Source organism: Streptomyces vilmorinianum, from assembly GCF_005517195.1.
Taxonomy (GTDB): domain Bacteria; phylum Actinomycetota; class Actinomycetes; order Streptomycetales; family Streptomycetaceae; genus Streptomyces; species Streptomyces vilmorinianum.
Map to the genome: position 1 here is coordinate 4,339,165 of NZ_CP040244.1, position 22,195 is coordinate 4,361,359.

Annotated in this window: 24 protein-coding genes; 6 read left to right on the forward strand and 18 right to left on the reverse strand. The window is 72.1% G+C overall.

Annotated elements, in window-relative coordinates; translation table 11 throughout:
- Positions 1-77 precede the first annotated feature (77 nt).
- Positions 78-356, reverse strand: coding sequence for a hypothetical protein (locus FDM97_RS20250; protein ID WP_137991788.1), 279 nt, complete (start codon positions 354-356; stop codon positions 78-80).
- Between the two features lie 179 nt (positions 357-535).
- Here FDM97_RS20250 and FDM97_RS20255 point away from each other — a divergent pair, with 179 nt between their 5' ends.
- Positions 536-727 carry a hypothetical protein gene (locus tag FDM97_RS20255; RefSeq protein ID WP_137991789.1) on the forward strand — a complete coding sequence of 64 codons (192 nt, stop codon included), beginning with the start codon at positions 536-538 and terminating at the stop codon, positions 725-727.
- A 33-nt stretch (positions 728-760) separates the two neighbouring features.
- Here FDM97_RS20255 and FDM97_RS20260 read toward each other — a convergent pair whose 3' ends face one another.
- A complete protein-coding gene (locus FDM97_RS20260; protein ID WP_137991790.1) occupies positions 761-1,972 on the reverse strand; it encodes an aromatic acid exporter family protein in 1,212 nt (403 codons plus the stop codon).
- A 250-nt stretch (positions 1,973-2,222) separates the two neighbouring features.
- On the opposite strand from FDM97_RS20260, the gene FDM97_RS20265 reads away from it, so the two are divergent.
- A complete protein-coding gene (locus FDM97_RS20265; protein ID WP_137991791.1) occupies positions 2,223-2,960 on the forward strand; it encodes a VOC family protein in 738 nt (245 codons plus the stop codon).
- 30 nt (positions 2,961-2,990) lie between these two features.
- Here FDM97_RS20265 and FDM97_RS20270 read toward each other — a convergent pair whose 3' ends face one another.
- Positions 2,991-3,590, reverse strand: a complete 600-nt coding sequence (locus tag FDM97_RS20270; RefSeq protein ID WP_175439177.1) for a DUF6197 family protein — start codon at positions 3,588-3,590, stop codon at positions 2,991-2,993.
- Between the two features lie 171 nt (positions 3,591-3,761).
- On the opposite strand from FDM97_RS20270, the gene FDM97_RS20275 reads away from it, so the two are divergent.
- Positions 3,762-5,339, forward strand: a complete 1,578-nt coding sequence (locus FDM97_RS20275; RefSeq protein WP_137991792.1) for a GMC oxidoreductase — start codon at positions 3,762-3,764, stop codon at positions 5,337-5,339.
- Position 5,340: 1 nt separating this feature from the next.
- Here the strand turns inward: FDM97_RS20275 and FDM97_RS20280 are convergent, their stop codons facing one another.
- On the reverse strand, positions 5,341-5,820 hold the full coding sequence (locus FDM97_RS20280; protein WP_137991793.1) for a carboxymuconolactone decarboxylase family protein: 480 nt from the start codon (positions 5,818-5,820) through the stop codon (positions 5,341-5,343).
- On the reverse strand, positions 5,817-6,896 hold the full coding sequence (locus tag FDM97_RS20285; RefSeq protein ID WP_137991794.1) for an NAD(P)H-dependent amine dehydrogenase family protein: 1,080 nt from the start codon (positions 6,894-6,896) through the stop codon (positions 5,817-5,819). Before FDM97_RS20285 ends, FDM97_RS20280 begins: the two co-directional genes overlap by 4 nt.
- Before the next feature lie 139 nt (positions 6,897-7,035).
- On the opposite strand from FDM97_RS20285, the gene FDM97_RS20290 reads away from it, so the two are divergent.
- On the forward strand, positions 7,036-7,395 hold the full coding sequence (locus FDM97_RS20290) for a DUF779 domain-containing protein (RefSeq protein ID WP_137991795.1): 360 nt from the start codon (positions 7,036-7,038) through the stop codon (positions 7,393-7,395).
- 141 nt (positions 7,396-7,536) lie between these two features.
- Entirely contained in the window at positions 7,537-8,337 is an 801-nt protein-coding gene (locus FDM97_RS20295) for a VOC family protein (RefSeq protein ID WP_137991796.1), read from the forward strand.
- Positions 8,338-8,423: 86 nt separating this feature from the next.
- Here the strand turns inward: FDM97_RS20295 and FDM97_RS20300 are convergent, their stop codons facing one another.
- From FDM97_RS20300 to FDM97_RS20350, 11 genes are all read right to left on the reverse strand, one after another.
- Complete coding sequence (locus FDM97_RS20300; protein WP_137991797.1) at positions 8,424-10,043, reverse strand: hypothetical protein; 1,620 nt, start codon at positions 10,041-10,043, stop codon at positions 8,424-8,426.
- Between the two features lie 128 nt (positions 10,044-10,171).
- The gene (locus FDM97_RS20305; RefSeq protein ID WP_137991798.1) at positions 10,172-10,366 is read right to left on the reverse strand and encodes a hypothetical protein; all 195 of its coding nucleotides are present in this window, start codon (positions 10,364-10,366) and stop codon (positions 10,172-10,174) included.
- Positions 10,367-10,510: 144 nt separating this feature from the next.
- Positions 10,511-11,179, reverse strand: a complete 669-nt coding sequence (locus FDM97_RS20310) for an ABC transporter ATP-binding protein (RefSeq protein WP_137991799.1) — start codon at positions 11,177-11,179, stop codon at positions 10,511-10,513.
- A complete protein-coding gene (locus FDM97_RS20315; RefSeq protein ID WP_137994932.1) occupies positions 11,172-12,077 on the reverse strand; it encodes an ABC transporter ATP-binding protein in 906 nt (301 codons plus the stop codon). Before FDM97_RS20315 ends, FDM97_RS20310 begins: the two co-directional genes overlap by 8 nt.
- A gap of 101 nt (positions 12,078-12,178) precedes the next feature.
- Complete coding sequence (locus FDM97_RS20320; protein WP_137991800.1) at positions 12,179-13,000, reverse strand: ABC transporter permease; 822 nt, start codon at positions 12,998-13,000, stop codon at positions 12,179-12,181.
- Positions 12,993-13,985: an ABC transporter permease gene (locus FDM97_RS20325; protein WP_137991801.1), complete on the reverse strand. Its 993-nt coding sequence runs from the start codon at positions 13,983-13,985 to the stop codon at positions 12,993-12,995. The genes FDM97_RS20320 and FDM97_RS20325 overlap by 8 nt, the downstream gene beginning before the upstream one ends.
- Entirely contained in the window at positions 13,982-15,580 is a 1,599-nt protein-coding gene (locus FDM97_RS20330; protein WP_137991802.1) for an ABC transporter substrate-binding protein, read from the reverse strand. Before FDM97_RS20330 ends, FDM97_RS20325 begins: the two co-directional genes overlap by 4 nt.
- Before the next feature lie 100 nt (positions 15,581-15,680).
- Positions 15,681-16,760, reverse strand: a complete 1,080-nt coding sequence (locus tag FDM97_RS20335) for an acyl-CoA dehydrogenase family protein (protein WP_137991803.1) — start codon at positions 16,758-16,760, stop codon at positions 15,681-15,683.
- The gene (locus FDM97_RS20340) at positions 16,757-17,938 is read right to left on the reverse strand and encodes an acyl-CoA dehydrogenase family protein (protein WP_137991804.1); all 1,182 of its coding nucleotides are present in this window, start codon (positions 17,936-17,938) and stop codon (positions 16,757-16,759) included. Before FDM97_RS20340 ends, FDM97_RS20335 begins: the two co-directional genes overlap by 4 nt.
- Positions 17,935-18,903: an NADPH:quinone oxidoreductase family protein gene (locus FDM97_RS20345; protein WP_137991805.1), complete on the reverse strand. Its 969-nt coding sequence runs from the start codon at positions 18,901-18,903 to the stop codon at positions 17,935-17,937. The genes FDM97_RS20340 and FDM97_RS20345 overlap by 4 nt, the downstream gene beginning before the upstream one ends.
- Before the next feature lie 115 nt (positions 18,904-19,018).
- Positions 19,019-19,603, reverse strand: a complete 585-nt coding sequence (locus FDM97_RS20350; RefSeq protein WP_137991806.1) for a helix-turn-helix domain-containing protein — start codon at positions 19,601-19,603, stop codon at positions 19,019-19,021.
- 175 nt (positions 19,604-19,778) lie between these two features.
- Here FDM97_RS20350 and FDM97_RS20355 point away from each other — a divergent pair, with 175 nt between their 5' ends.
- Positions 19,779-20,558, forward strand: a complete 780-nt coding sequence (locus FDM97_RS20355) for a VOC family protein (RefSeq protein WP_137991807.1) — start codon at positions 19,779-19,781, stop codon at positions 20,556-20,558.
- A 69-nt stretch (positions 20,559-20,627) separates the two neighbouring features.
- Here the strand turns inward: FDM97_RS20355 and FDM97_RS20360 are convergent, their stop codons facing one another.
- Together FDM97_RS20360 and FDM97_RS20365 are read right to left on the reverse strand one after the other, a co-directional pair.
- Entirely contained in the window at positions 20,628-21,380 is a 753-nt protein-coding gene (locus FDM97_RS20360; protein ID WP_137991808.1) for a PIG-L deacetylase family protein, read from the reverse strand.
- 122 nt (positions 21,381-21,502) lie between these two features.
- Positions 21,503-22,183 (reverse strand): esterase/lipase family protein, encoded by a 681-nt coding sequence (locus FDM97_RS20365; RefSeq protein WP_137991809.1) that lies wholly within the window; start codon positions 22,181-22,183, stop codon positions 21,503-21,505.
- Positions 22,184-22,195: the final 12 nt, after the last annotated feature.

The window sequence follows — 22,195 nt, forward strand, 5'->3', positions numbered from 1 at the left end:
GGTCCGCCCGCCGCCGCCCGTCAGCCGTCACCCGTCGCCGCACATCACCGTCGCCGCACGTCACCCGTCGCCGTACGTCAGTAGAGCCGGGGGGACATGACCTGCGGCTCGGCGCCCGGCACTTCGAGAACGCAGCGGGGGATTCCGGGGCCGGGCGCCACCCGGACCGTCGCCTCCGTGGGGGGATCGGTCGGCAGCTCGGTGTGCACGGTCACCGGGCGGTCGGCGCCGGTCGTGGCGTGGCCCGTCTCCTTGCCGTCGACGAGGACCTCCACCACCACGGTGCGGCCGGTCTGGACGGTGGCGCTGACGGAGTGCCCCGCGTGGTCGATGTGGAAATGGTGGCGTCGTCTCATGGGGTCGCCTCCGACCGGTGTCGCCGTCCACGCCCCCACGTACAGCGTAGCCATCCGGCACCGGGGCAGCCTGGTCGGCGGCGCGGGCCGCGTCACCCGAACAGCCGCCCTCCGGCGTACAACCACCCCCGCGTCCGGTGCACTGGAGAGGCAAGCGTCCGCCGAGCATGGAGACGACCATGTACGAAATGCACGTCGGCATAGCACCCCGCGACGGGGTCTTCGTCTGGCACGTTGCCGCCATGGGTACCGCGACCGCCCTCTGTGGGCAGTCCCTCCACGAGGAGCACCTCGAAGAGCGTGAGAGGACCGACCGTCACTGCACGCCTTGTATGAGTTCGTTCCAGGAGCTGATGAACGACCGGCGATGACAGCAGGACCCCAGCCCGCCCCCCTCCGTCCCGTCACACGCCCAGCCGGTCTCGCATCGCCGTCAACCTCGGCCGCCGCTCGGTCCGTTCACGCGAGTGGCGGTCGAGTTCCTCCATCAGGCGACGGCCGCGGTGGTCGAGATCCAGCTCGTCGAGGATCCGGTCGATCTCCGCGAGCAGCGCCCCGTACAGCTGCCACTGCCGGGGATCGCGCCGCACCATCAGGAGCAGCAGGTCGGCCACGTGGTCACGGACGGCGCGGGCCGCGAGGAGTTCGCCGGCGAGGCGTTCCTCCGCGCGGTCGGCGTCCGCGCTGATGCGGGCGGTGACGAGGATCGCGAAGCTCACGAGCGTGTCGGCGACGCGCGCCAGGAGATCCTCGAGCGCGATCGCCACGTCCTTCGGGAAGAGTTCCTCCTCCTCCCGTTCCTTGGCGAGGTCGGTGAGCGTGCGGGCGAGGACGCGCAGCACGACGGCGCAGATCTCCAGTGTGTCCAGGCCGGTGCGGAGCACGATGCGGTGCAGGAGCCCTTCCTTGACCCGCGGGTTGAGGCGCAGGCTGTCCTCGGCCTGGCGCAGCGCCGCGTCGACGTCGGCCACGTCGTTGTCGAGCCGGCGCGCCTCGTGCAGGCGCGCGGCGGCGTGTTCGACGGGGATGGGGCTGGTGAGTTCCTCGCCGAGGCGCAGGAAGAGCTGCCGCATGCGCCGTGACAGGTCCTCGATGGACTCCCCGGCCGATCCCACCCAGACCGGCGGGACGAGCAGCACGTTGAACAGCAGGCCCACGGTCGCCCCGATCAGGGTCTCCACGACCCGGTCCCAGGCGGTGTCGGTGACCTGGGTGACGCCGAGGACGAGCATCGCGCTGATCGCGACCTCGGGCACGAACTCCTCGACGCGCGCGAACCGGCCCACCACCAGCGACGCCAGGATGACCAGGCCGAGGCTCCACCAGGACAGGCCGACCAGCGCGCTGAACGCGATCGCGATGACGACGCCGACGACCACGGAGTTGACCCGGCGGATTCCGGTGGTGAGCGTGGAGTAGAGGGTGACCTGGACGACGAGAAGCGCCGTGAGCGGGGCCGTCAGGGGGGCCGGTTCGTTGCTCAGCTGGAGCGCGACGACGTAGGAGATCACCGCCGCGGCGGTGGACCGCAGGGTGTGGACGACGGCCGGGTCCCGGCGCCGTTCGAGCAGCTCGGCCACCGGTCGTCGTAGCGCACCGCGCACGCCCGTCACCATGGATTCCACGGTCCTTCCGCTCGCGTCGCCACGACCTCCCCGCCCTCGCCACCTGCCCTTCTCCCCCGGTCCCTCTCCCAGGTTTTCGCACGGGTGGTCTCTTCGCACGCTGTACCGGGACGGCCCGCCGGAATGGCGATCTCCCCGGGGGTACGGTGGGATGGAGAACGATCACGTCCACGACGGATGGATGAAGGCTGTGTCGACCTCGAGCCATGCGGTGTACGGCGCCCCGTGTTGGGTCAGTCTCATGGCCCGCGATCTGCGCGCCGCCGAGACCTTCTACGGTGGTGTCTTCGGCTGGGAGTTCCGCTCCACCCGGCTCGGTGAGGAGTTCTCCGTCGCTCTGAGCGAGGGGGCCCCGGTCGCCGGTATCGGTGCGCTCGCGCCCCGTCTCTCGGTGGCCGTCGCCTGGACTCCGTACTTCGCCGTCGACGACGCGGATCTGGCGGCGGCGCGCATCCGTGAGCGCAGCGCCACGGTGGCCGTGGGGCCGCTGCGGTTCGGGACGGGCCGGGCCGCGCTCTGCTCCGACCGCGACGGTGCCGTGTTCGGCATCTGGGAGGGCGAGGTCATCCCCGACTGGAGCGTCGGCAAGGGCGGCGCCCCGGCCTGGCTGGAGCTGCGGACCCGTGACGCCTTCGACGCGGCGATCTTCTACGCCGAGGTCCTGGACTGGGCCGGCGAGCGGCCCGACTGCTGCCAGGTCGCCTACGAGGACGATCGTGTCGTGCTGAGCCACGCCGGCGTCACGGTCGCGCGGCTCTTCGGGGGCGCCGTGGAGGCGGCCCCCGACCCCCAGATCCGGCCGCGCTGGCATGTGCACTTCCGTGTCCCCGATGTCGACGACGCGATCGAGATGGCCACCCGGCTGGGCGGTACGACCACCTCGCCGGTCCGCCCCTCGGGCAACGGACGCTGTGTCACGCTGCGCGATCCGGACGGCGGGCTCTTCACGGTGTCGGACAGCGTGGAGGACACGGAGTGACGCCGCGCGGGAGCGCCCGGGAGGGCGCGTTCACTCTCCCGCGTGCGCGGCGCGGCGGATCGTCGCGTCGATGAGCCCCAGGGCCTGCTCCGCGGTACGTCCCGGCGCGCGGTTCCAGGGGCCGATCAGGCCGGTCCAGCCCTGGGCGCGCAGTTCGGTGACGATCCAGGCGGCGGAGCGGTTCATGGTGTCGGCGCTGCCGTAGCCGAGGCGGTGCGCGGTGAGCAGGGCGCCGCACAGGCAGCGGGCGCCCCGGGCGTCGCGGAGGCGGTACGCCCGGTTCTGCCAGCCCCACTCGACGAGGACATGGCGGGCGTGGGCGAGGTGGGTGGAGGGGCGCACGTCGGCCTGGCCGATGCGGCGCCAGGTGTGCAGCCGGTCGGGCAGGATCGCGCCGAGCCGGCCGGGGAGCGGGCGCTCGGCGGGCGAGGGCGCGGTGAGGCCGGCGAGGGCGGTGGCGACGAGCTGGTCGACGGGGACGGAGAGCAGTCGGCGCCAGTCATCGGGGGCGGGCGCGGGCCGCTCCGAGGGCGCGTCCCAGTGGCGGACGATCTCCTGCCATGCGGCGGTGTCGTAGAGCTGGGCCGCGGCGCGGTCGAGCTCGTCGGGGGCGGTGGTCGGCAGGGGCATGCGCGCTCCGGGCTCGGCGGATCTCTCACTCATCAGAATGTCGGCTTTGCGGCATTCATCCTTGAGTCATTCGTGCGCGATCCAGTCAAAAGTTACCAATCGGTATGCCGTGACTTCCCATGCGGGCGGCAGTAGAACTCGTTCCCATTCCACCGACAGTGAGGGACTCACATGGCTGTCTCACGCCGTGGATTCATCACGGGAACAGGTTCTCTTCTCGGCGCTCTCGCTCTCCCCGGCGACGCGTTCGCCTCGACCGCTCAGACCCGCATCCCCGCCTTGGTCATCGGCACCGGTTACGGCGGCTCCGTCGCCGCGCTGCGGCTCGCCTTGGCGGGCGTCGACGTCCACATGGTCGAGATGGGCATGGCCTGGGACACCCCCGGCGCCGACGGAAAGATCTTCGCCAACACGACCAGCCCCGACTACCGCTCCTTCTGGCTGCGCACCCGAACCAAGCAGCCGCTGAGCCAGTTCCTCGGCTTCCCGCTCGACAAGGACGTCCCCCGCCACACCGGGATCCTGGACGCCGAGGAGTTCGGCGGCATCACCGTCTACCAGGGCCGGGGCGTCGGAGGCGGCTCGCTGGTCAACGGCGGCATGGCGGTCACCCCACGCCGGGAGAACTTCGGCGCGATCCTGCCGTCCGTGGACGCCGACGAGATGTACGGGGTCTACTACCCCCGCGCCAACGCCGAGCTCGGCGTGAACCACGTCGACCCCGCCTGGTGGGAGAGCGCCGCCTGCTACCAGTACGCCCGGGTCGGCCGTAAGCACGCCGAGCGCTCCGGCTTCCCGTTCGTCTTCGTGCCCAACGTGTACGACTGGGAGTACATGAAGCAGGAGGCGGCCGGCGCCGTCCCCACGTCGGCGCTGGCCGGCGAGGTCCTCTACGGCAACAACCACGGCAAGAAGACGCTGCAGAAGACCTATCTCGCGCAGGCGCGCGCGACCGGCCGGGTCACCGTCTCCCCGCTGCACAAGGTCACCTCGGTCTCCCCCGCCGCCGGCGGCGGCTACACGGTCCTCGTCGACCAGCTCGACACCGCCGGGAACACCACGGCCACCAAGACCCTCCTCGCGGACCGGGTGTTCTTCGCGGCCGGCAGCGTCGGCACGAGCAAGCTGCTCACCATGCTGAAGGCCACCGGCGCGCTGCCCGGCCTCAACGGCGAGATCGGCAAGGGCTGGGGGGACAACGGCAACGTCATGTGCGGCCGCGCGAACCACATGTGGGACGCGACCGGAAAGCTCCAGGCCTCGATGCCCACGGCCGGCATCGACAACTGGGCCGCGGGCGGCGCGTTCGCCGAGGTGGCGCCGCTGCCGACCGGGATCGAGACGTACGCCTCGTTCTATCTGTCGATCACCAAGAACCCGCACCGTGCCGAGTTCTCCTGGAACCCGGCGGCGGGCCGGGTCGAGCTGAACTGGCAGACCGCCTGGAAGCAGCCGTCCATCGACGCCGCCAAGACGATCTTCGACAGGATCAACGCGAAGGAGGGGACGATCTACCGCACGGACCTCTTCGGCGCGTACAAGATCTGGGGCGACCACCTCACGTACCACCCGCTCGGCGGCGCGGTCCTGGGCCGGGCCACCGACAACTACGGCCGCCTCCACGGCCACCCCGGCCTCTACGTCATCGACGGCGCCCTGATCCCCGGCAACACCAGCGTCAACCCGTTCGTCACCATCACCGCCCTCGCCGAACGCAACATCGAGAAGATCATCGCCACCGACCTCTGAGTCACCCCGTGGGCAGCACACACACGCTGTCGAGGCCGAGCACATGATTGAGCCGGCCGAAGGCCAGCCAGGAGCCGATGGACATGCTGAGCTCCACGATCTCGGGCTGGCTGTAGTGCGCGGTCATACGAGACCAGAACTCCTCGTCGAGACCGTGATGATCCAGGGCGTACCGCTCGGCGTACTCCGCGGCCAGCCGCGTACGGTCGTCGAAGGCATCGGTGGTGCGCCACTGGGTCACCGCGTCCGCGAAGCCCTCCTCGACCGTCACGCCGTCGCGCTCGGTGCGCCAGTCCAGACAGAACGTGCAGCCGTTGATCCGGGCGATGCGCAGCCGCGCGGCCTCGAACTCGCGCAGCCCCAGGGTGGTGTGGGCGTAGACGGAGAGGGAGAAGTTCGAGGCGGCCGTCCCGATCTCGGGGACGATCTCGCCCCATACGTACTCGATCGGGTGCCTGCCCTCGGGGACGTCGATCCTCATGGCTGCTTCCTTCCCAGTTTGCCGACTGCCGGGCGCAGGGGGATGTCGAGGGCGTCGTAGAGGCCCGGCGCGGCGTCCACGAGCCAGTCGACGGCGTTGACGAGCCGGCCGACGGCCGTGGCGTTCCCGCCCGCGGAGCGGTTCTCGCCCTCGTCGGTCGCCTCGACCGTGACCTCGATGTGCGGGCGGCCCTCGACGATCACCCGGTGCGCGCCCGCGCCGTCGGGCGGTGTCGGCCAGTCGGGGGCGCAGGAGGGGTGGATACGGGTGACGTGCTCGACGACGATCCGGGGTTCGCCCCCGACGATGCCCTGCACCTCGAAGCGCACGGCGCCCTGGGTGCCGGCCTCGAACACGCCCATGGTCCGGGTGGTCACGGTGGCGTCGAGCGCGCGCCGTTCCAAGGTCTCGCGGATCTCGTCGAGCTCGACGCCGAGGGCCCTGGCCATGAGCCGTATCTGACCGCCCCACACCATGGTCGGCACCGACGGGGCGAGCATCAGCGGCTCGTACTCCATCGGGTGCCCCATGCCGACGAGATGGCGGACCGAGTCCTCCTGCTCGTACGTCGAGTAGTCGAAGATCTCCTGGCAGCGGATCGCGTCGACGGTGGTGCCCAGGCCGCTGATCAGCAGCGGCAGCACATCGTTGCCCCACCCGGGGTCCACGCCGGAGACGAAGAGCGATCCGCCGCCCTCCTCGACGGCGGCGAGCACCGGGTCCCGGAACTCCGGCGGGGCGTTCCGCTGGTCGTAGAGCGGATACAGCGCGGGGGTCACGACGACCGCACCGCCGCGGACCGCCCTGACGACGTCGGCGAGCGCCTCGTCGGGCCGGATGTCGCCGGACGCCGCGTACACGACGGCGCGGGGACGGGCGGCGAGCACGGCGTCGACGTCGTCGGTCGCCGCGACCCCCAGCGCCCGGCCGAGTCCCGCGAGCTCACCCGCGTCGCGGCCCACCTTGCCGGGGTCGTGGACGAGCACGGCGGCGAGTGCGAGGGCCGGATGGGCGTCGACGGCCCGCACGGCCGCGCGGCCGACATTTCCCGTTCCCCAGACGACGGTCGGAATCATGCGCGGAGACTAACCTGACGATCCGTCAGTTTCCAGGGTCGTGCACGGACCGGATGACCGCGACATGGCGGCCGCAACCCTCTCGCAACCTCGCACGGAGTTGGCTGGGTACGCCGACCGCGAGGAAAGGGGCGGACCGATGGACCGAGCCGAGGCGCGCGTGGAGCTGACCCCCGCCGCCGCCGAGCTGGTGCGGCGGCTGCGGGAGCTGCACGGGCCGCTGATGTTCCACCAGTCGGGCGGCTGCTGCGACGGCAGCGCGCCCATGTGCTACCCGGACGGGGAGTTCCGCACCGGCGGATCGGACGTACTGCTCGCGTCCCTGGAGGTCGCCGGCGTCGCGGAGCCGGTCCCGTTCTGGATGTCGGCGTCCCAGTTCGAGGTGTGGAGCCACACCCGGCTCATCGTGGACGTGGTGCCGGGGCGCGGCAGCGGCTTCTCGCTGGAGGCCCCGGAGGGGGTCCGCTTCCTCATCCGTTCCCGCCTGGTCGGCTCCTAGCCGTTCGCCCGCCCCGCCGCCACCGTGCGGCGATCCGGGTGAACACGCTCCGTCACCGAGCGCGGCGCGCCCGTGCTGGCTAGCGTGGGTCTCGGCAACCCACCATCGAGAACCACCATCGATCGGAAGAGAGTCACCGTCATGGCCGCACGACCTGAAGGCACACCGGTCTGGACCGACGCGATGTTCACCGACGTCGAGGGCGCCAAGAGCTTCTACGGCGAGGTGCTGGGCTGGACCTTCGGCGAAGCCTCCTCGGAATTCGGCAACTACACCCAGGCCTACCGCGACGGCAAGGCGGTCGCGGCCGTCGTCCCGCCCATGCCGGGGCAGGACGCACCACCGCAGTCGGCCTGGTGTCTGTACTTCTCGTCGCCGGACGTCGCCGCCACGGCCGAGAAGATCAAGAACAGCGGCGGCACCCTGATCATGGAGCCGATGGCCGTCGGCGACTTCGGCTCCATGTGCCTGGCGCAGGACCCGACGGGCGTCCTCTTCGGCGTCTGGCAGCCGGGCGCCCACGAGGGCTTCGAGCTGGAGGGCGAGACCGGCAGCTTCGCGTGGGCCGAGGTCTTCACCCGGGAGCCGGGGAAGTCGGACGACTTCTTCGCCTCGGTCTTCGGCTACAACTCCAAGAAGATGAAGGACGAGCACATCGACTACAAGGTCTTCGACCTGGGTGGCGAGATGCCGGTCCTCGGCCGGATGACGATGACGCCGGAGGACTTCCCGGCCGAGATCCCGTCGTACATCCAGATCTACTTCGCCGTCGACAACTGCGACCAGGCCGTCGAGAAGGCGGAGAAGCTCGGCGGACAGAAGGTCTTCGGGCCGATGGGCAGCCCCTTCGGGCGGTTCGCGGCGATCGTCGACCCGCAGGGCGCGGCCTTCGCCGTGATCGACCTCAAGACCACCGAGGGCGAAGTGCCCGAGATGATCTGAGCCTGACACACACCGGCGCCCGGGGCCCGCGCGGCCCCGGGCGCCGTCGCGTTCAGCCGCCGTCGCGTTCAGCCGCCGTCGCGTTCTCAGCCGCCGTCGCGGACGGCGACGATCCCGTTGAACACGCCGACGTACGCGGTGCCGTCGGGGCCGAGGGTGATCGGGGCCCAGTTGTTGTCGTAGGCCGGGCCGGTGCCGGTGAACCGCTTCCACGCGCGCCGCCCGGTGCGGAAGTCGACCGCCGTGAGGTACCAGGCGTCGATGCCGAGGCGGTGGGGCTCCTTCTCGTAGAAGTAGAGCAGGCCGTTGGCGGTGGAGAGCTTGGGGACGGTGGAGGGCGAGCGGACGTCGCTCTCCCAGACGGTGTCGCAGCCGCTGCCGTCGGGGCGGACGTCGATCCGCGTCACGCCGCCGACCACGCTGCGTCCGAAGGTCAGCGAGGTCGGGTTCTCGTAGCCGTAGTTGTTCTCCACGACGAGGCTGTCGCCCCAGCTGATCAGGGAGTTGTCGGTGGTGGAGGCCCCGGACCCGAAGACCGGGACCTTGCAGACGAGGCGTTCGGCGTCGGGGACGCCGTCACCGCGCCGGTACACGAGGACGTTCATCCGGTCGTCGGCGTTGTCGGTGATGGCCACGTACGTCGCACCGGCGCCGAAGAGGTCGGGGGTGGTGCCCGAACCCTGGTTCACCGAGCCGGGTTTGGTGCCGCTCCCCCGGTCGTAGGTCTGGCGCCACACGATCCTCGGGGTGCCGTCGGCGTCAGCGCGGAAGCTGTAGAGCGCGTGGTCGGAGACGATGGAGACGCCGTCCTCGGCGACCGAGAAGGAGTTCTGGATCTCCTCGCCGTCCAGCCGGACCGAGCGCGGCGCGCCCGTCTTGGGGTCGAGCGTGCCGACCCGGCCGAGCCGGGTGACCCACCAGATGCGACCGTCCCAGTCGGGCATCACGGAGGTGACGGGATCGCAGACGCCGCTCGGGAAGAGGTTGGTCCAGCCGACGCAGTCGTGCGGCACGAGCGAGGTCAGGTCCCAGTCGTCCTCGACGACGAACTCCCAGTCGCCGTCCGTCTTCTGACGGTGTGCGATACGGAGGATGTGCTGGCGGGAGTCGGCGAGTACGACCCGGTCCCGGTGGTCCAGGTAGAAGTAGGCGCCGCCGGAGGTGTCCTTGAAGATCTTCTCGAAGTCGAGCCGGGTGATCGCCTCGACGGTCGAGGAGCGCTGCGGCAGCCGGCGCTCGGCGAGCGTGTCCAGGGTACGGGGGTCCATCAGCTTGAGCAGGAACCCTTCGAGCGTCCCGCACACGGTGAGGATCCGGCCCGCCGCGTCGAAGGTGACGGTGGCGCACTCGCCGCCGAGAGCGGCCGTCTTCTCGCTGGAGACCCGCGGATCGCGCCCGAGCGGCCCGGGGAAGGGGTGGGTTCCGCTACCCGCGCCGTCGGCGTGCATCCCGCTGCGCCCGTTGGGGGCGAGGTACGGGTGCTGGGCGGGCCCCTGGCCCGGTACGGGCCGGGCGGTGGCGGGAGCGCCGTCGTAGTGGTCGACGAGCCGGTGGCCGGGGGCCAGGGGTATCTCGTCGGCGAGGGCGAAGGGTGTGGCGAACGCCAGGGCGGTCGCGCTCACCGCGGCGATCGGGGCGAGCACGCGGACCCGTCCTCGGGGGGTGCCTCGGAGGGTGCCTCGGGGGGTGCCTCGGGGGGTGGTCATCGCGGCTCCTCGGGTGCGTACGGCGGTCGCGCCGGCGGCTGACGTTAAGCCCGAGTCCGTGAGATGTACATGCAACTGCCCTTGATTCATGGGCAGTTCGTGATCCTGAAACGTGACGCCCGACGGCGTCAGGGCTTGAGGCTGCTGACCACGTTGGCGGTGGCGGCGACCCCGTTCTGGATGGTCGGCGCCATGCTCGTGCCCGCGAGGAAGAAGCCGAGCAGAGCGCAGACCAGTGCGTGGGAGAACTTCAGGCCTCCACTGCGGAGGAAGATCACCGCCAGGACGAGCAGCAGCAGTACGACAGAAACGGACACGGCCATCGCCCACACCCTCCTTGCGCCGCGCCGGAATCGCGGCGTTCGGCGGCCAGTGTGGCGCAGTGGCGGCGCCGTCCGGCCGTACGGCATGCCTGCCGAACGGGTGACATTCGCCGGCGGACCCGCCCCCGGGTCTCGGGAGCGCCCCTAGGAGCCGGCCTGGGCCACGCAGTCCGACCAGTCGACCGTGCGGTCGCACCAGCGCTCCAGGAGCACGCGGTCGTGGCCGACGGCGAGCAGGCCCGCCCCCGTCTCCGCGCGGTGGCGCTCCACGGCAGCGACCAGCGCGGCGGTGGTCGAGGCGTCGAGCATGGCCGTCATCTCGTCGCAGACCAGCCAGCGGGGGCGCAGCACCAAGGCCCGTGCCAGGCAGGCGCGTTGGAGCTGGCCGTCGCTGACCTCGTGGGGGCGGCGCGCGAGCAGGTCGTCGGTGAGTCCGACGGTCGGGGCGAGGGCGGCGAGCCGTTCGGGGACCTCCGTGCGGCGGCCGGTGGCGCGCAGCGGTTCGGCGATCAGATCGCGCAGGCGCAGCCTCGGGTCGGCCGACATCCGGGGCTGCTGGAACACCACGCCGACGGTGGTCCGCAGCGTGCGCGGCGCGCGGTGGCGCCAGCCCCGTACCTCCTCCCCGTCGATCGTGACGCGCCCCGCGTCGGGCCGGTGGAGCAGGGCGGCGACCCGGGCGAGCGTGGACTTGCCGCAGCCGCTGGGCCCGAGGAGGCCGACCGATTCGCCGGGCGCGACCGTGAGCGAGGCGCCGCTGAAGACGGGGGCTCGGCGGTCGTAGCCGGCGGTGACGGCGTCAAGGTCAAGCACGCGGGCCCTCCGGGTGGTGGCAGGCGACCCCGGCGAGCGGCTCGGGAAGCGCGCCGCAGGCCTCCGTCGCCCGTGCGCAGCGGGGTGCGAAGGCGCAGCCGGGCGGCAGGGCGGTCAGCTCGGGAGGCATGCCGGGGATGGGGGTGAACGCGCGGTCGGGTAGGGCGTTCAACAGGCCGCGGGCGTACGGGTGGCGGGGACCCGGCTCGCCGAAGAAGCGCTGGGCCGCGCTGGTCTCGACGATCCGGCCCGCGTACATCACCGCCACCCGGTCGGCGATGCGTTCCGCCGCGGCCAGGTCGTGGGTGATCAGGAGCAGGGCCCGGCCCTCGTCGGTGTGGCGGCGCAGTTCGTCGACGGTCCGCTCGACCAGGTCGCGGTCGAGGCCCGTGGTCGGTTCGTCCGCGAGGAGGAGCGGGGCGTCGCCGACGAGGGCGAGGGCGGTCGCCGCGCGCTGGGCGAGGCCGCCGGAGAGTTCGTGCGGATGGCGGTCGAGGTGGCCGGCGGGGAACGCGGCCCGCGCGGCGGCCGCTTCGGCCGCCGCGCGCCGCTCCCGCCGGGGCACGCCCGTCAGTTCGCGGACCGTCTCCTCCAGCTGGGCGCGGACGGTGCGGACCGGGCTGAGGTGGGCGGCCGGGCTCTGCGGTACGAGGCCGGCGCGCCGCCCCCGTACCGTACGGGCCAGGGTCCGCTCGTCGGCGGCGAGCAGGTCGATGCCGCGGGCGCCCCCGAGCAGCGCCGTGCCGGTGGCCTCGGCGTTGCCCGGCAGGAGTCCGAGGAGCGCGGAGGCGAGGACGGACTTGCCGCAGCCGCTCTCCCCGACGAGGGCGAGGCACTCCCCCGCCGACAGGTCGAGATCGGCGTCGCTCACGGCGGCGACCTGCCGTCCGCCGCGCATCCGGAAGCGGACGGTGAGTCCGCGCACGCTGAGGACGGCCTCGCCGGCGCGTTCGGCGGTGACGGCCTTCAGGGCGCGTGCGACGCGGGAGTCCGGGGTGTTCACAGCATCAGCTCCGATCGGCGGCGCGGGTTGAGCCGGTCGCGCCAGACGCCGGCGAGACCGGCGATCGCCAGCGGGGGCACGATGAGGAGCAGGCCGGGGAAGAGGGTCGGCCACCAGTGGCCGGCGAGCAGCGAGGAGCGCGCGGACTGGACGAGGTTGCCGAGACTGGCCTGATGGCCGGGCAGGCCGAGGCCGAGGAAGGAGAGCGCGGACTCGTGCCACACGGCGTGCGGCACCATCAGGACGGCGGCGAGTCCGGCCTGCGGCAGGACGGCGGGCAGCAGATGGCGTACGGTCACCCGCCACCGCGAGGCGCCGCCGGAGATCGCGGCGTCGACGAAGGGGCGTGAGCGCAGCGAGAGCACCTCGGAGCGGACGATCCGGGCGGTGGAGAGCCAGTGGGTGAGCGCGACGGACACGATGACCGGCCATACCCCGGGCCGGAACATGGCCACGATGAAGATGCCGAGCAGCAGGTGCGGTACGGAGGCGATGGCGTCGACGATCCGCATCACGAGCCGGTCGGTCCAGCCGCCCAGGGAGGCGGCCGCGGCGCCCACGGCGGTGCCGATGACGGTGGCGACGAGCGCCGCGACCAGACCGACGAGGAGTGAGATCCGCAGCCCGTACACGCAGCGCAGGAGCAGGTCGCGGCCGACGTCGTCGGTCCCGAAGGGGTGGTCCCAGGACGGCGGGAGGAGTTTCAGCGACAGGTCGACGGCCTGTTCGTCGAGCGGGACGAGCGGGGGTACGAGCAGGACGGCGAGGACGACCGCGCCGACGATCACCGCGGAGACCCGGAGGCGGAGCTCAGCCATCGAAGCCCACCCGGGGCTCGGCCAGCCCGTACAGCAAGTCGGAGAGGAGGTTGCCGAGGAGTACGGCGGCGGTGGCGAGCACGGTGAGCGCGGCGAGCAGCGGGAAGTCCACGGAGGTGGCGGCCTGGACGGTCGCGGCGGCGATGCCGGGCCAGCTGAACACGGTCTCCACGAGCAGGGCCCCGGTGATGAGTTCGGGGACGCGGGAGCCGACGAGGGTGAGCATGGGGAGCATTCCCGAGCGCAGGGCGTGGCCGAGCAGCACGGTCCTCTCGCGCAGGCCACGCGCGCGTGCCCCGCGCACGGGGTCCTCCTCCAGGGCGTCGCCGACGCCCTGTCTGACGTACAGGAGGAACCAGGGCAGTTGCGAGAGGCCGAGGACCAGGGCGGGCAGCACGAGGTGGCCGGCGACCTGGTCGGCCGTGACGGTGTCGTCGGCGGTGTCGGTGAGTCCGCCGGCGGGCAGCGCGCCGAGCTTCAGGGCGAAGAACCAGATGGCGAGCAGTCCGAGCCAGAAGGCGGGGGCGGCTTCCAGGGTGTACGCGGCGGAGCTGACGGCCCGGTCGAGGAGGCCGCCGCGGCGGCGTCCGGCGAGGACGCCGAGGCCCGTGCCGAGCGCGACGGCGAGGAGGAACGCGGCGCCTGCGAGGAGCGCGGACCAGCCGATCCGCTCGGCGATGACGTCGGCGACCGGCCGGCGCATGACGCTGGAGTCGCCGAGCTCGCCGTGGAGGGCGGAGGTGAGCCACTCCCACCAGCGGGTGACGAGGGGGCGGTCGACGCCGAGGTTGTCGCGGAGCTGGTCGAGGTTCTCCTGCGAGGCGGTGAGGCCGGCGGTGCCGGCGTACGCCGTGACGGGGTCGAAGGGGGAGGCCGCGGCGACGGCGAAGACCGCGACGGTGACGGCGAGGAGGACGGGGACGGCGAACAGGGCCCGCCGTCCCGTCATCCGTGCCATGGCCCCCCAGGGGAGGCGCCGGCTCACCGCTTGGGCTTCCAGGTCTCGACGTTCCACCAGGGGCCGGAGGCCAGGCCGTGGTCGTGCGGCTCGGTCTGGGTGGACAGGCCTTCCCAGCGGTCGTTCACCACGTACAGGTGGTCGATGTGGGTGAGGAAGGTGTAGCCGGGGTTCTTCACCAGCTCGCGCTGGACGATGTCGTAGGCGGCCCGGCGCCTGACGGTGTCGTCGGTCCGGCGGCCGTCCTCCAGGGCCTTGTCGACGGTCTTGTTGTCGTACCAGGCCATGTTGTTGAAGCCGTCGCCGCCGAGGGTGGACTTCAGGAGGAGGTACTGGTCGAAGTCGGGGTCGCCGGGCGTTCCGCCACCGGCGAGGACGGCGTCGGTCTTCATCCGGGGCTCGATGATCTCCCAGGTGCCGCTCTGGGTCGTGATCTCGATGCCGGCCTTCTTGGCGTCGGAGGCGTAGGCGAGGGCGTGGTCCTGGCGGAGCTTGTCGCCGGAGAGGTACCAGAGCGGGAACGCGGCGCGTACGCCGTTCCTCACCCGGACACCGTCGGGACCGGGCTTCCAGCCGGCCTCGTCGAGGATCTGCTGGGCGGCGTCGAGGTCGTGGCGGCGCTCGGTGCCCTTGGCGAACCACTCGCTGTCGGTGGGGACGGGGCCGTAGGCGGGCTTTCCGGCGCCTTCGAGGAGCTTGTCGACCATGGCCTGCCGGTCGACGGCGACGTCGAGCGCGCGGCGGACGGCGATGTCCCCGGTGACCGGGTGGTGGGTGGGGAGGGTGACGGTCCGGTAGTCGTACGTCTTCGCCGCGTACGTCTTCCTCGCGGTGTCCTTCGCGAAACCGGCGGCGAGGTCGGGCGGCAGGATCGCGCCGTCGAGGTCGCCGGCGCGCAGCCGGGTGGCGCGGACGTCGTCGTCCTTGATGATCGCCATGGTGAGCTTCTTCACCTGCGGGGCCCCGTCCCAGTAGCGGGGGTTGGCCTCGAAGCTGAGCTTCTCGCCCTTGGACCAGGAGGTGAGGACGTACGGGCCGGTGCCGATGGGCTTGCTGGTGAAGGGGCCACTGTTGACGTCCTGCTTCGCCGCGATGTGTTGGGGGGCGATGGCGAGGACGGTGCGCTCGGCGAAGGGCGCGTAGGGGTACTTGAGGCGGAAGACGACGGTGTCGTCGCCGACCGCCTCGACGCTCTTGAGGGCGTCGAGTTCGGTGCGGGAAGGGTTGTTGGTCTTCGGGTCGAGCACCGTCTGGTACGTGAAGACGACGTCCTTGGCCGTGAAGGGATGTCCGTCGCTGAACGTCACGCCCTTGCGGAGCCTGTACGTGTAGGTCAGCCCGTCGGGGCTCACGCGCGGCAGCTCGACGGCGAGGGCGGGGCGCAGCTTCATGCCGGCGTCGAAGGCGAGCAGTCCGTCGAAGATCTTGGAGTTGCCGTCCTTGCCGTAGCCGAGGAGGGGGCTGAGGGTCTCGGGCTCGTAGGCGATGCCGACGACCGCGGAATCCTTGCGTTCGCCGGCGCCCGCGGCGGTCCCGCCCGGGTTCGAGCAGGCCGCCGCGGTGAGGGCCAGGGCCCCGGCCAGCGTCGCGGCGGCCGCGCCGCGTATGGATCGGGCGGTCATCGTGCCCACACCCCTCTTGAAGATCAACTGCTATTGCGAACAGCTCGCAATTAAACAGCATGTACGGAGGTGTGGGCACCTGGGCCCCTTACGCCTGACGTCAGGCGGGCGCCGAGAGGCCGACCAGAGCGGCGATCGCGTCCTGGTGCCGCCCCGCCGAACCCAGGGCGATCTGGTCGGACTTGGCCCGCTTCAGTGCCAGATGCGCGGGGTGCTCCCAGGTCATGCCGATGCCGCCGTGCAGCTGGACGCACTCCTCGGCCGCGTGGACGGCGACCTTCGAGCAGTACGCCTGGGCCACGGCCACGGTCAGCCGGGCCTCGGGGTCCCCGGTGGCCAGCGCGTCGGCGGCGGCACGGGCCGCCGCGCGGGCGTTCACGACCTCCAGCCAGAGCTGCGCCATCCGGTGCTTGAGCGCCTGGAAGGAGCCGACGGGCCGGTTGAACTGATACCGGCTACGCGTGTGACGGACCGTCTCCTCCAGGCACCACTCGGCGAGCCCGAGCTGTTCGGAGGCGAGCAACCCGGCTCCCGCGAGGAGTCCGCGCCCGATCGCCGTGCGGGCGGCGGCCGCGGAGTCCGCGAGGCGGGTGCCGCCCGTACCGTCCGTGGTCACCGCCGCGAGCGGCCGGGTCAGATCGAGCGGGGTCTGCGGCGCGACCGTGGCTTCGGCGGCCGGGACCGCGTAGAGGCCGTCGGCGCGCGGCACGAGGAAGACGTCGGCGGCGACGGCGTCGGCGACACCGGTCACGGTGCCGGTGGCGGGCGACTCGGCGTCGGGGTCCGCGGACAGGGGCAGGGCGAGCACCGCCACCGTGCGGCCGGCCGCGAGACCGGCGAGCAGTTCGGCGACGGGCCCGCTCTCCGTGTCGAGCGCGAGCAGCGTCTCGGTCGCGATCACCGCGCTGGTGAGGTAGGGCGCCGGGGTCACCGCGCGACCCAGCTCCTCCAGGACCACGGCCGCCTCGCGGTGGCTCGCGCCCTGGCCGCCGAGCTTCTCGGGTACGAGCAGTCCGGCCGCGCCGATCTCGCCGCCGAGCGCCTTCCAGAGGCCGGGGACGTACGGGGCGGGGGTCTCGATCCGGCCGAGCAGGGTCTGCGGGTCGGCCCGGTCGGCGAGCAGGGAGCGGACCGCCGCCCGCAGGTCGTCCTCGGTCTCGGAGTAGAGCAGATCCGTCATCGCGCGAGGTCCTTCCAGGCGACGTCCTTGTCGTTGCGGGGCTCGGCGGGCAGGCCGAGGACGCGCTCGGCGACGATGTTGAGCAGGACCTCGGTCGTACCGCCCTCGATCGAGTTGCCCTTGGAGCGCAGATAGCGGTACCCGGCGTCGCGGCCGGTGAAGTCGACGAGCTCGGGGCGGCGCATCGTCCAGTCCCCGTACAACAGACCTTCCTCACCGAGGAGTTCGACCTCCAGTCCGCTGATGGCCTGGTTGAGGCGGGCGAAGCCCAGCTTCATGGCGCTGCCTTCGGGGCCGGGCTGTCCGGCGACGAGCTGCTGGCGCAGCCGCTCGCCCGTGAGCCGGGCCACCTCGGCATCCACCCACAGGTCGAGCAGCCGCCTGTGCAGGTCGTGGGTGCGCAGCTCGGGGCGCTCGCGCCAGGTGGTCGCGACCCGGCCGATCATGCCGCCCTCGCGGGGGATGCGGGCGCCGCCGATGGAGACCCGCTCGTTCATGAGGGTGGTCTGGGCGACCCGCCAGCCGTCGCCGATCTCGCCGAGCCGGTGGGCGTCGGGGATACGGACGTCGGTCAGGAAGACCTCGTTGAACTCGGCCTCGCCGGTGATCTGGCGCAGCGGCCGTACCTCGACGCCCGGGTCGGTCATGTCGCAGATGAAGTAGGTGATGCCGCGGTGCTTGGGCAGATCGGGGTCGGTGCGGGCGATGAGGATGGCCCAGCGGGCGACGTGCGCGCTGGAGGTCCACACCTTCTGGCCGTTCACCACCCACGTGTCGCCCTCGCGTACGGCGCGGGTGCCGAGTGCGGCGAGGTCGGAGCCGGCCCCGGGCTCGCTGAAGAGCTGGCACCACACCTCCTCGCCCACCCAGAGCGGCTTGAGGAAGCGCTGCTTCACCTCCTCGGAGCCGTACGCGAGCAGGGTCGGCGCGGCCATGCCGAGGCCGATGCCGATCCGGCGCGGGTCGTTGTCGGGGGCGCCGGCGGCCGTCAGTTCGGTGTCGACGACGGCTTGGAGGGAGCGCGGGGCGTCGAGTCCGCCGAGGCCGACGGGGTAGTGGACCCAGGCGAGCCCGGCGTCGAAGCGGGCCCGGAGGAAGTCCTCGCGCGCGGTGGTGGCGGGCGGGTGCTCGGCGAGCAACCGCTGTGTACGGGTGCGCAGTTCGGCGGCGTCCGTCATGCGCGGGCTCCTTCCGGGAGGACGACGAGACGGCCGGTGGTGACGCCCTCGGAGACGCGCTGCACGGCGTCCGCCGCGCCGGCGAACGGCACCCGCTCGCTGACCAGCGGCTTGATGAGCCCCTTGGCGGCGTACTCGGTGAGCGTCTCGTGGCAGCGCAGGATCGCGGCCGGGTCCTTGAGGTTGTAGAGGCCCCAATGCAGTCCGACGATCGAGTAGTTCTTGACGAGGGCGTGGTTGAGGGCGGGCGAGGGGATGGCCCCGCTCGCGAAGCCGACGATCACGATCCGGCCCTCGAAGGCCACGACCTTGGCGGACTGGGCGTAGGCCTCGCCCCCGACGGGGTCGTAGATCACGTCGGCACCACGGCCGCCGGTGGCCTCCTTGACGGCGGCGATGACGTCCTCGGAGCGCCGGTCGACGACGACGTCGCAGCCGAGCGCGCGGGCGACCGCCGCCTTCTCCGCGCCGCCGACGACACCGATGACGGTGGCGCCGGCCGCCTTGCCGAGCTGGACGGCGGCGGAGCCGACGCCGCCCGCGGCGGCGTGGACGAGCAGGGTCTCGCCCTCCTTCAGGGCGGCTCGGCGGTGCAGGCCGAAGTATCCGGTCTGGTAGCCGATGTGGAGCGCCGCGGCCTCGGCGTCGTCCAGGGCCTCGGGCGCGGGGAGCACCGCCGCCCCGTCCGCCACCGCGTACTCGGCGAGACCGCCGTACGGGAGGGTGGGGGTGGCGATGACCCGGCGCCCGTCCTCGGTCTCGCCGCAGATCTCCACGCCGGGGGTGAAGGGCAGCGGGGGCCGCACCTGGTACTGCCCCCGGCAGAGCAGGGCGTCGGGGAAGTTGATGTCGGCGGCGCGCACCTTGAGGAGGAGCTGCCCCTCACCGGGCGTGGGCGTGTCCACCTCGTCGCGCTGCATCACCTCGCCCGGCTCGCCGTTCTCGTGCACTCGCCATGCCTGCATCGCGGTCCTCCACCAGCCGTCGTCCGTACTGCGCGGTCCGTCGCATACTAAGCGGTCGCTTGTGCCGGGTGGAACCATACGCTCAGGACTTCTTCCGCTCAGGACTTCTTCCCGCTCAGGACTTCTTCGGGCGGGCCCGTACATGCATCCGCTCACCCTGCGGCCCGAAGAGGCTCAGGAACTCCACCGGCCCGTCGGGGGTCGGCCCGAACCAGTGCGGGACGCGCGTGTCGAACTCGGCCGCCTCCCCCGCCCCGAGGACGACATCGTGCTCCCCGAGGACGAGCCGCAGCTTCCCGGACAGGACGTAGAGCCATTCGTACCCCTCGTGCACCCGCGGATCCGGATGCTCGTGCGGCTTCTCCTGCACCACCTTGTACGCCTGGAGGCCGCCCGGCTGGCGGGTCAGCGGGAACATCGTGCGGCCGTGGCGCACGATCGGCTTGGCGCGGACGCGCGGGTCGCCGACCGGCGGCGCGCCGACGAGCTCGTCGAGCGGGACCTGGTGGGCGCGGGCGATGGGAAGCAGCAGCTCCAGGCTGGGCCGGCGCTGCCCGGACTCCAGGCGGGAGAGCGTGCTCACGGAGATGCCGGTGGAGGCGGAGAGATCGCCCAGGGTGGCCCCGCGCTCGCGCCGGATGCGGCGCAGCCTCGGGCCGACTTCGTCCAGCACGGCGTCGATGCGTTCGTCCTCGGTCATGTACCCATTGCAGAAACAGCAAGAATATTTGTCAAGCCCGCATGCGCGGCGCGAGCCTTCCGGTGGTCCACGCGGATGAACCCGGGCGTCTGCGGCTGCGAGGGCGGGGCCGAACGGCGAGGATCGGCGAGGGTGGCCGGACGACCTCCAGAAGCGGAAAGGCAGGGCTCACCACATGCTCGGTACGGACTTCTCCAAGGGCTCCCCCAACTGGCTCGACCTGGGCAGCCCCGACACGGCGGCGGCCGCCGCGTTCTACACCGCCGTCTTCGGCTGGGACTTCCGGTCGGCGGGCCCTGACGCGGGCGGCTTCGGCTTTTTCACGCTGGACGGCAAGAGGGTCGCCGGCCTCGGACCGCTGACCGAGGAGGGGGCGAGCTCCGCCTGGATGGTGTACTTCCAGACCCCCGACGCCGATGCGACGGCGAAGGCCACCGAGCAGAACGGCGGGACGGTCCGCGCCGAGCCCTTCGACGCCATGGACGCCGGGCGGCTGGCCCAGCTCACCGACCCGGCGGGCGCCGAGTTCGCCGTATGGCAGCCCGGCTCGATGAAGGGCGTGGAGAAGGCCTCCGAGAACAACGCCCTCGTCTGGGCCGAGCTGCATGTCCCCGACCCGCAGGCCGCCCTCGACTTCTACGGGAAGCTGTTCGGCTGGCGCTCGCAGGAGATGGAGGCGCCGGGCATGACCTACCGGGTGCTGTCCACCGCCGAGGGCGACCAGGAGGACGCCTCCTTCGGCGGGATCGCCGAGCTCCAGGAAGGTGGGGACCACGCGCGCTGGATTCCGTACTTCGCCGTCGCGGACGCGGACGACCTCGTGGCCAGGGCGCAGGGGAACGGCGGTTCGGTGCTCATGCCGGCGGCGGACATCCCCGACGTGGGCCGGATCGCCTGGCTCACGGACCCCTTCGGGGCCCCGTTCGCCGTGCTCAAGCCCGCCCCGCAGGAGTAGGGCCCGGCCACGGTCGTCACCGACTGGGGTGGCCGGTCGGCCGCCCCGGCCGGTCACGACCGTGGCGGCTCAGCGCGGGAACAGCTCGAAGGCGACGGTCGGACGGCCGCCGAAGCGCTCGGCGAAGCGCTGGTTGTTCCCGGCGAGGAAGGTACGGACGTACTCCTCCGGATCCTCGTCCGTGAGGGCCTCGATGTAGGCCCTGTGGGCGAGGAGGGACCGCACCGAGCGTTCGACGCCGGGGGTGGCGTCCACCGCGTGCGTCGGGGTGGACGATCCGGCGACCGCGACCCAGCGGACACCGTTCCAGGGCTCGAGGCCCTGCTCGGTCAGCTCGGGGAAGATCCAGCGGTTGCCCGCGTCGCCCGCCGCGTCGAGGGTGGCGCGGCCGACCGCGCGATGGTCCGGGGTGTTCCAGAACCCGCCGACCGCCGGGCCCCAGGTGTCCCGGTGGTTGAGGGTGATGAGCAGTTCGGGGCGGTGGCGGCGGACGGCCGCCGCGATGTCGCGGCGCAGACCGAGTCCGTACTCGATCACGCCGTCCCGGTGGTCCATGAACTCCACCGTCGACACCCCCACGACCTCCGCGCTCGCCCGCTGCTCCCGCTCGCGCACGGCGGCGCAGGTGTCCGGGTCGAGGGAGTCGATGCCCGCCTCGCCACGGGTGGCGAGGGCGTAGACGACCTCCTTGCCCGCGTCCGTCCAGCCGGCGATGGCGGCGGCACAGCCGTACTCGAGGTCGTCGGGGTGGGCGACGATCGCGAGCGCGCGCTGCCAGTCACCGGGCATCTCTTCGAGTGGTGTGATGCTCGTATCGATCATGGGCGCAGAATACGGTCCGGTCGGCTCTCCGGCGGCTCTGCGGCGGCTCTGCGGTGGATCGGCGTGGGTCACCGGCGTACGCGGGAGGCGGCAGGCCCACGCGGCCGCCGCCTCCCGCGGCCTCATCTCACGAAGTTCCGCGTCAGCTGGGAGACGTTCTCGCTGACCAGCAGCCAGGCGTGCTCCACACAGCCCACGTTGGTGTTCGTCGCACCCGAGAGCACCGTGCTGGTATCGGGGTTGATCAGCTCGTCGCACGACGACCAGAACGTTCCGTAGTTCACCGCGCCCGGCGTCTCGTCACCCGCGTTCAGCTGGGTCAGGAAGGAACTGCCCACGGCCATCTCCTTGCACGACGCCACCGCCCAGTCGCAGACCTGGGCCGCGTTGGTGCCGTGGTTGGGGCCGCCCAGGGACACCCAGTCGTCCACGGAGGAGGTACCGCCGAGGAACTTCAGGTACCAACGCGAGCCCAGGCCGCCCATCGAATGCGTCACCACGTCGACCTTGGCGGCGCCGGTGCGCGCGCGAAGGGCGTTGACCTGGTCGCGGATCTGCGCCGCCATCGTCTGGTTCGACTGGAGCGGGTTGTAGGACATCGCGTACAGCCGGTCGGCGGGCCAGCCCGAGTCCTTGAAGTCGGAGACCATGAGATCGAAGTTCCACGCACCGCCCTTGTAGCCGTGGACGAAGAGCACCGGATCGGGCACCACGGCCTGGGCCGGAGCCGACGGCAGCAGCACAGCGGCCACCGCGGCACAGGCGGTCGCGGCCGCGGACAGAGCACGGGCGAGTCGACGCATCGGAGTTCCTCA